Origin of the sequence: Streptomyces sp. M2CJ-2, assembly GCF_016757295.1 — a bacterium.
Classification (GTDB): Bacteria; Actinomycetota; Actinomycetes; order Streptomycetales; family Streptomycetaceae; genus Streptomyces.
Map to the genome: position 1 here is coordinate 1 of NZ_JAESIF010000136.1, position 7,973 is coordinate 7,973.

At 65.6% G+C, this 7,973-nt stretch carries 4 protein-coding genes and 1 pseudogene; 1 reads left to right on the top strand and 4 read right to left on the bottom strand.

Annotated features, from left to right (window positions below):
- Nucleotides 1-59: 59 nt before the first annotated feature.
- Nucleotides 60-635 (bottom strand): annotated as a pseudogene (locus tag JL475_RS37400) (transposase family protein); the annotation flags it as partial.
- A gap of 907 nt (nucleotides 636-1,542) precedes the next feature.
- Between JL475_RS37400 and JL475_RS37405 the strand changes: the two are divergent.
- On the top strand, nucleotides 1,543-2,124 hold the full coding sequence (locus tag JL475_RS37405; protein ID WP_202282674.1) for a hypothetical protein: 582 nt from the start codon (nucleotides 1,543-1,545) through the stop codon (nucleotides 2,122-2,124).
- A 527-nt stretch (nucleotides 2,125-2,651) separates the two neighbouring features.
- Here the strand turns inward: JL475_RS37405 and JL475_RS37410 are convergent.
- The 3 genes from JL475_RS37410 to JL475_RS37420 form a co-directional block, all read right to left on the bottom strand.
- The gene (locus tag JL475_RS37410; protein ID WP_202282675.1) at nucleotides 2,652-5,519 is read right to left on the bottom strand and encodes a hypothetical protein; all 2,868 of its coding nucleotides are present in this window, start codon (nucleotides 5,517-5,519) and stop codon (nucleotides 2,652-2,654) included.
- Between the two features lie 1,100 nt (nucleotides 5,520-6,619).
- Nucleotides 6,620-7,186, bottom strand: coding sequence for a PIN domain-containing protein (locus JL475_RS37415; RefSeq protein ID WP_202282676.1), 567 nt, complete (start codon nucleotides 7,184-7,186; stop codon nucleotides 6,620-6,622).
- A gap of 1 nt (nucleotide 7,187) precedes the next feature.
- Nucleotides 7,188-7,652 carry a helix-turn-helix domain-containing protein gene (locus JL475_RS37420; protein ID WP_202282677.1) on the bottom strand — a complete coding sequence of 155 codons (465 nt, stop codon included), beginning with the start codon at nucleotides 7,650-7,652 and terminating at the stop codon, nucleotides 7,188-7,190.
- Nucleotides 7,653-7,973: the final 321 nt, after the last annotated feature.

Consider the following 7,973-nt stretch of genomic DNA (forward strand, 5'->3'; position numbering starts at 1 on the left):
GAGGTCGAACTCGTCGCGATCAACCCGCCCGAACGAAACTGAGGTCAATCGGCCCACAGGTCTTGACGATTACTCATCACCAACCCGGTGCCGCGGTAACCACCGTCGGCGATCACCGTGGCTTTGCCGACGGCGGCCTTCGCTCCGGACAGCTCCCACGCCCTGCAGTCGTTGCGGTTGCCGGGCAGAGGGCGGCCCACGGCGACGACCATCCGTGTACCGGCGTCGATGACGACCTGGTGGTTGATGGAGTACCGGTAGTTCTTCGACTGCTCAGCCACCGTGTGGTCACGGGTGGGCACCAGGGTGCCGTCCACGATGAGCACGGTGTTCTTGCGGAACCCTCGGCGCGGCCGCAGGGCGAGCTGCGGCCCGAGGCGGTTGATGATGCGGTCGGCCGCGGACTTCGAGATTCCGAAAAGCGGCGCGAGCTGTCGCAGCGTCAGGTTGGTTCTCCAGTAAGCCGCTACCAGCAGGACGCGGTCCTCCAGAGGCAGGCTCCACGGCCGGCCTCGACGGACTACGTCCGCTCCCTCACGGCGCAGGGCGGTCACGAGCTTGCCAAAGCAGCGCGGGCTCAGCCCGGTGAACGGGCCTGTCCAGGACGGCTGCGGCGCCGTGATCACACCAGCCACGCATTGATCATTTCACCGCAGCCCGGGCCCCTCATCCAGCTTCCCAGCCACCGGCCAGACGGCGCCGCCACCAGAGGCCGGAACGCCACTGCCGATGAGTGGCGAAGGGATCCGGCAGCGTGCGCTCGGCGTACCTGGCATCCAGGACACGCACTCGGCGTTCAAGCTCGGCGCGGGGCCTGGGAGGCAGCTGCCGCACGACCTCCTCAAGCACGTCGCGTGTGTGCCGCACGTCGTCGAAAGAACAGCCACGGCACGAACACTCCGCATCCTGCGGATACAGGGGCCGACGTCCCGCTGGTTGCAGAAATGCCCGATACCGGCGCAACGCACGGTCGGTGGCGCCGGGGTAGACGTAGTAGTCGCCCGAGAACCGCTCTACTCGATCTATCGCGAAGCTGGTTCGGGCAGAGAGGCCGTGGCTCCGGTCTGGAGGCAAGCTCCACGCGACACGGGGGATCTGTTGAGCGCGCAGCGCGCCGGGCCGCTTACGCGGCATCGGCCTTTCGGTACGTGGACATGAGGAGCATCATGCCAGCCTCTGCGGTCCGATGGCTGCCATGAAGTTGCATCCGGTACCGGCTCATCGCACCAGCACTCCACCCCACATGCCGTCGGGACGGAGTAGCGGGACAGCCCTTACGCCGCCGCACTGACACGCCCCAGTGACCGCGAACGATGATCCGAACGAAACCCCTGAGCCATTGGGATTCCGCCGATCATGCGGGTAGGCGCACGACCCCATCGGCCGGGCCGTCCGTGGGCGGCCGACGACTGCAGATGACGACAGTCCTTCCCCTGCTCAACGATGGTGGTTCGGGTACCGGCGCAGGTGCCGATCAGTGAAGCAGAGTTGAGGAAGAACCGACCTTCCTGGCCGTCGCCCGGAGGTCTTACCGTTCCGATCATGACTGCGATCAGCCCTGAGAATCCGCTGACCTCGAAAAATGCCCGCGCACTGCTCTCCCTGCTCCATGCTGGGGTCGAGATCGAGCAGGGCATGAGCGAGCGGGAACTCGATCGAGTCGAGGAGCGCTGGGAATTCCGTTTCGCTCCGGAGCATCGAGTTCTTCTCGGTGAAGGGCTGCCGGTAGGCAGCCGGAGTTGGCCTGATTGGCGCGACGGGGGTTCAGAAGATCTGGCGGGGCGCCTGGCCTGGCCGGTGGAGGGCGTGCTGTTCGACGTGGAGCGAAACGGTTTCTGGCACCCGGACTGGGATCCGCGACCGGCGGGCGCTCAAGACGCGTTGGACTTGGCCCGCGCCTACATGGCCAAAGTCCCTGTGATGGTGCCGATTCACTCACACCGGTACCTGCTGGGCGATCCGGACCGGACTGGTACGCCAGTGTTGTCGATGTACCAGACGGACATCATTTACTACGGCACCGATCTGGTCGACTACTTTCATCACGAGTTCGGCCGCCCCGCGCCGACGCCCGGTGACCACCAATACGCCTCGATCCCGTTCTGGTCCTGCTTTCTCGATTGACAGCAGCGAAGTACAGCAACCACCGCGCCCTCGACCGGCCCCACGAACCCTGGACGACCGGCTGACGTGCCTGCCAGTCCTCAGCGACCGTCGCGCCCATAGTTCGCATCGAGGGGCACCTGAGTGTCTGACTGCGTGACAACGCCGACGCACAACGGTGGACAAGCACGGACGCCTATGGACCATCAGCGCAGGTGAGCGGCACACCAGCCCAAGGTCAGGCGCTCGCCCAAGTTGCTTCGGGATGAGGAGGCCATGGGCTGAAGACCGGCGTGCTCGATCAGTGAGCCGTCAGGACCCGACGAGTAGAAACGCGGCGGCCCCACGGCTTCCACGGTTCTATGCAGCTCCGCGTGCTGTTCTGCAGGATCAGGACCATGTGGGTCCCGCACCTGGAAGCCGTGCAGTCGGATGTTGTCTGCGTCGATGCCATCGGGCTCGGGACGTCCCTCCTGGATGAAGCCGCAGAGCGCGCGCAGTGCGTCTCGGAGCCGGCGCACGATGAGCGGGCGGCCCTCTTCCTCCAGTCAGCCCTTCGCGGCCGCCCAGAAGTCCTTGATCTGCGGGACATCACATGCCTCGTCGAGGATCTTGGCGGCGCCGAACTGCAACCTCAGTTTGATCTTCCTGGACCCTTTTGCGGAGAACTTCTCGGGTCGGGCGAGCCCGGCCTTGGTCAGCCTGGCCACGAAGGGCCTCCACTCGTCCGGATATTCCTGGGTCCACTTCAGACGGTGGTCGTCCGGTTGGTGGTTGTCCTTGAGTATCAGCGTCGAAGACGCGTACTCCACCAGGTTCTTCAGGTAGTGACGAGCAGCTTCCACACGTACCGGTACGACGGCACTGGACGTCTTCGGCGCATCGACGACCCCGACACCCCGCGCACGCAGTGCCTCGAGAATGTCCGGGCGGCGGTAGAAGAAGGGGCGCGGCCGGAAGAGGAGCTCCATCAGGTCCCCGTGATGCACACCCCGCAGTCCTGAGAGGTCCGTCTGCTCCGCGCCCGCCGTGATCTTCTTCACTCTCGTCCGGTCGAGCTGGAGCTTCCAGCCGGTGCCTGCAGGAAGGGTGAGTGACTCCAGTCGACAGTTGACCAGGGAGGCATTGCCCACCTTGGTGTGACTGAGGTCGAGCGGGCCGGCGAACGTGGCATCGACAATCGGCCAGTCGGGCATCTCGGCGGCCTTGCGGATGATTTCAGTCCACATGGCGCCCAGATTGGTAGCGGCCGTGTCACGGGAGGCGGCACTGGACTGAACGGCGGGCAGTCGGACGTCGGCCAGGGCGTCGATGAGTAGTTCGGTGTTTACGGCCGCCACCACGCCGCTCACGGTGCCCGTGCGCCATTCCGATCTGCTCAGTAGCCGTTGGAATGCGGCGAGACGGCCCGCACGGAGATGACGTGCGACGATCCCGGCTAGGAAGTTGTCGAAGAACACCTCATGCTGGAACCTGAACCTGATGGGCCCTCGCGTCACCGATTCCGTGGCCAGACCGCACAGCACCTGGAGGCGTTCCCGAAGCCCTTCGCGACCGTCCACCATGATCTCGGCTACGTGCTCGAAGGTGCGCCGAAGTTCGTCTCGGTTCAGGAGCGCCGACGCGCTGTCCGTCTGATAGGCGAGCTTCCGTTCCTCACGCGCAAGGTAGTGGTTCAGGAGCCGCTCGGTGAAGGAAGGGCCCTCCGCGTCCGATGCTTCGTAGTCGCCCGACCTGCACATCTCGGCGAAAGCCCGAGCAAAGAAGGGGAGCCCCAGGAGTTCCCGGTCTCCGGTCGGCAGACGCTCGAAGCGGGCGGCGGGCACGTCGTAGTCGCCCAGGAACGACACGATCTCCGCCGGAGTCCACCGCAGTACCTGGGCGATGCTGTGGCGGACCGAGGCGCTCGTCGCCTTGCTCGCCCGTTGCACGCTCGACCGGTACTGGTTCATGTAGTAGGAAGAGCGTGCCGAGACGACGAGCACTCCCCGCCCGCCCAGAGCGTCGAGCCAGTCCTGCAGCGAGTCGATCGCGTCGCTGTACGCCGCTCCGCCGAGGAGCTCGTCGAAGCCGTCGATGAGAAGGGCGATGAGCCCCTTCCCGCAGAGGACCTTGACACGCTCCGCGGTGAGGTTCTGGGTGAGCGCGACCGCGTGGTTGACGGCCGCGTCCAGGTCGTCGAGGACGCGCCCCGTGGACTTGACGTAGAGGAACAGCGGGCTGTCGCCCTGGTGCTGCTCCACTTTCCGCGCCCGGTTCAGGGCGGCCTTGACCATCGCCCGGGTTTTACCGATGCCCGCCTCGCCGTTGACGAAAAAGACCTGGGTCTGCCCCGTCTCGACCCCGAGGTCCGCGTCGACCTCGTCGATCAGTTGAGAGAACGACTTCTTCCGCGGGTTGCCCCCGTCGTATTCCGTCACCTCGACATGGGCCTCCCGGTGGCCGCCAACGTCCGGTTGCCAGCCGAGCTGTTCGGTCTCCTCCTGGGCGAGCTGTCGCTCCACCTCCTCCAGCTTGTGGCGTAGACGGCTCGCCACGATGGGCCAGTTGGACAGTTTGCGAAGGTATGTCCGGTAGGGCACCCAGTCCTGTTCATCCTGCCACTCGTGACCGTCGGGGCCGACGCGGAAGTAATCCCTGCGCAGCTGGGTACCCTCGCTGACGGACTTGCCCCACTCGTAGCCGAAACCATGGGGGTGATCGAAGTACTGGGGGGTACCGACGACATCGGCGAAGACCCCGAGATCGTTCTCCACCTCGATCCGGAAGAGCTCACGCGGATCGTCCGGCCCCCGCTTCGACTTCAGCAACAGGTCCAAAGCAGCGACGAGTTCATCGTTGCCGGGGCGCGACCGGTAGTTCGCCGCGCCGAAGGCGAGGTAGTCGGGCCGATTTCCGGCGTACCGGGCGAACACGTGCCAACTGCCGTCCGCCTTCGCGTACATGAACGGCCACAGAGACACGTCGGTGTCGCCCCAGGTCACCACTGGCCGCAGCTCATGGCTTCCGTCGTCCGTGAGGGTAAGCACGGCATCAGACAGACACTCAGCGATGATGTCGGAGATCGCGCGTACGAGGGCGTCAACGACGGGAGACAGCCCGGCCGGGATGGCACCCCCATGGCTGACGTGGTCACGGAGGTTCTTGGTCGCTCTGAGCTCCGGAGGAGCCTCGGGGATTCCCTCGTCGTACCGGACCAGTACCTCGGTCATCGCCTGGGCGACGCGCTGTCCCGGGGAACCGGGACCGGTGCCACGCAGACGGACACGCAGATCCCGGAGCAGCGAGATCCACTCCCCGAGCCCGGGCGACCTGCCGATGGCGACGTGGGGAAGTCCTGACGCCCGCACCGTCGAGAGGGCCAGGAGGGCCAGGAAGCGTGCCTCGAAGTCGAGAGCGGAGAAGCTCTCCTGCACGCTTCGGGAGACCTCCGGCGATCTCGGTGCGTACAGGCCTTCCATGCGACGGAAGGCCGCAACGGCCGTACGGTTCACCGATCGCCTCGAGAACGGGTGGAAGCGCAGTCGTTCTCGCATGGGACTGAGCAAGCAAAGTAGCACCATCTGCCTGATTCCAAAGGGCCCTTGCTGCAATGTGACGGGCCATCGATGGCCCACGTACCCACTCCCTGTCCCAGGCCGGGCGGGATTTGCTGCGTCGGCTCCCGATCGACATCGTGCTGCCGTCCTGCTCGCCACCCACGCCCCGGCGGTCGCCGGGCCGCCCGGGATACGGTGGGGACCACCTGGTGCAAGCGCAACCCGTACCGATGGCCCGACTGCTCAGCGGCGCCGCGCCTACGGCGCCTCCGGGTCGGCTCGCCGGGTCGGTCGCGAGCGGGACTCGGGGAGATGTCCTTCAAGGCTCCGACGACGGGAAAGGTTGCGCTGGTGTGCCTCCATCACGGTGGCCTTCACTTCGTTGTCGACAATTAGGTTGTGGCAGCTGGGGTGGTTTTCTGTTGACTGTCCGCCAGTCATCTGAGACACCACCAGCGGTGCGGATGCCCAGGTGCCCTCTGACTGCCGGGCGCTACAGGAATCGTGGTGGTGAGCTGCCGGCCCGAGATTTTCCGTCGGGCGCCGAGCCGCAGGACGCTGAAGGTCTCACCGGAGCAGAGGGGAACCCAACGGGCAAGGGAGGAGCAGCCCGTGGAACGTGTGAAACTGTCCGGACTGTCTCGCGGCAGCCGCGTTCACCTAGTTCTCGCCTGGGTGCTGTGTGCTCGCGCTGCTGCTCACCGCCACCACCTGGCTGCCCGGCTCAAACCGGGTTCCCTTCGTCGCCGTGGCCGTCGTGTTCGACATGCCTTCCTGCCTTCGGCGCCGCCCTGCTGCGGGCCATCCGGCTGCCGGGCGCGGAAGGCCCGACCACGGTCGACCACGATGCACTCCCACCCGCAAAACCACTGCATCGGCAGGTTCAATCGCCTGCCCGGCCCACCGAAGGCAGGCCGAGCAACAGTCCGGCAGAGCAACCCCACGCCGACCCGCCTCCGCTCCGCTCCTTGAACTCGCTAGCTCACGGCTCCCGGCCCAAGACGTAGAGCGGCCACAGACTCGGTGAGACCTGATCGTTCCAGCTGGCCCAACACGTCATCGAACGTCTGCGGCGGACGCCGTCGAGAGGTGGCGATCTCCTGCACGCAGGCATAGACGACGCGATCATCCAGCCCCATGAGATCCATCACGAACTCGTCGGCGGTCCTGCGTTCGATGCCCCAGTTCGCCAGGTAGTCGGGCGGGAAGTCCTTGCGGTTGTTCGTGACGATCACTTGGGCGCCCGCCTGAATGGCCGCAGCCAGCACGCGCCTGTCGTCCATGTCGGGCAGCTTGAGCCCCTCGATGAGAGGCTCGAAGCCCATGACCAGGCAATCGCGTACGGCCCCGTTCATGAGGGACCTTCGACGCTCCAGGACCTCAGGAGCGATGTCGTAGTCCCGGGCGATGTTCCGGTCCACCTCGTCGAGGATCATGTCGGTCCATCTGGCACGGACGAACCCTCTCTGACCGGCACGGATCAATAAATCACGCAGCGTATTGGGGTACAAGACGCATGCGTCGTAGATCGCAACAAAAGCCATGTCAGAGCAGTCCCAGCTCCTGATCCATCTCCATCAGCCCGTCGGCTGCGCCCTTGCGCCTTGCATCGTCCTCGCGCAGGTACTGGCGCAGATCGGCAAAGCGGACACGGCGGTGACGCCCCACGAACCTGAACGGAATCTCGCCGGACTCGAGCAGACCGATCAAGTACGGACGGGACACGTTCAGCACGTCGGCGGCCTGCTGGGTCGTCAGCTCCGCATCGACCGGCATGATCTGGACGCCTTGCCCGTTGGCGAGGGCCGCCAGCATCGATGCGAACATCTCCGCCACGGGCCGCGGCAGGACGAGGGCTTCGTCGTCGGCCCCCGTTTCCAGGTGGACCTGGATGTCCTCATCACTCCGGGCTGTGCGCGAAAGGTAGTCGTTGACCCGCCGCAGCGCCCGCTGCGCATCGCTTGCGTCGACCACGCCCGGTTCGAGCTTCTTGCCCGTTGCAGTCCCCATGACGCCCTCCACTGTTGTATCCGAATTATTCGCAACAACCGAAATATTCGCAACCTGATCTCAGGTAACCATCTACGAACGGGTGAAGCCCGTTCTGTTCACGGGCACCCGGGCACGTCTCCTCCTGCACCGGGTCAGGCGGAACCAAACGCAGGCCGACCGGGAGGCGGTCACTGAGCGATTTCCCGTCTGCGGACTGTCAGCACCTGACTGAACGGTGAATCTGTCGCCTGCCGCAGCCGAGCAGGTGCAGGCCTGCTCTTCCGCCTGCCTCGCTGATCGGGCTTTTTGTGATCTTCCGGCCCAGGCCATGGGCCGGGT

Coding starts and splice junctions, on each gene's coding strand:
- JL475_RS37405 (WP_202282674.1), top strand. CDS start 1,543: ATGACTGCGATCAGCCCTGAGAATCCGCTGACCTCGAAAAATGCCCGC.
- JL475_RS37420 (WP_202282677.1), bottom strand. CDS start 7,652: ATGGGGACTGCAACGGGCAAGAAGCTCGAACCGGGCGTGGTCGACGCA.
- JL475_RS37415 (WP_202282676.1), bottom strand. CDS start 7,186: ATGGCTTTTGTTGCGATCTACGACGCATGCGTCTTGTACCCCAATACG.